1 tRNA gene and 1 rRNA gene are annotated in these 518 nt (G+C 50.4%); both read left to right on the top strand.

What is annotated here, in order from left to right:
- Positions 1-48: 48 nt before the first annotated feature.
- A tRNA-Ala gene (locus LGM42_RS32985) sits at positions 49-124 on the top strand.
- 285 nt (positions 125-409) lie between these two features.
- Positions 410-518, top strand: a 23S ribosomal RNA gene (locus LGM42_RS32980); the annotation flags it as partial.

Genomic DNA, 518 nt, shown 5'->3' with positions numbered 1-518 from the left:
AGACCCACCATTGTCTGGCGGTAGGTACCTGAGGGCATCTGTACTCATGGGGGCATAGCTCAGCTGGGAGAGCACCTGCTTTGCAAGCAGGGGGTCGTCGGTTCGATCCCGTCTGCCTCCACCAATCTTCAATGACAAACATTCGAATGACGATTGTTCGAGTCTTTGTCATTGGCGATTGAGCCAGTCAGAGGATATCAACAGATATCGGCTGTCGTTCTTTAACAATCTGGAAGAAGTAAGTAATTTGGATAGCGGAAGCGTCTCGAGATGGACGTGGAAACTATCCGGGTTGTGATTGTATCGATGTATCTCAAGATGATTCGAACTCTATGTTTGACTCAATTGGAATACGGCACAACGCGAGAACTCAACCTGTAGCGGCTGTCGAGAGACAGACTCGTTATAGGGTCAAGCGAACAAGTGCATGTGGTGGATGCCTTGGCGATCACAGGCGATGAAGGACGCGGTAGCCTGCGAAAAGCTACGGGGAGCTGGCAAACGAGCTTTGATCCGTA

It is taken from the genome of Burkholderia sp. AU39826 (genome assembly GCF_020419965.1).
Taxonomy (GTDB): domain Bacteria; phylum Pseudomonadota; class Gammaproteobacteria; order Burkholderiales; family Burkholderiaceae; genus Burkholderia; species Burkholderia semiarida.
This window is presented reverse-complemented; position numbering and strand designations above follow the sequence as displayed.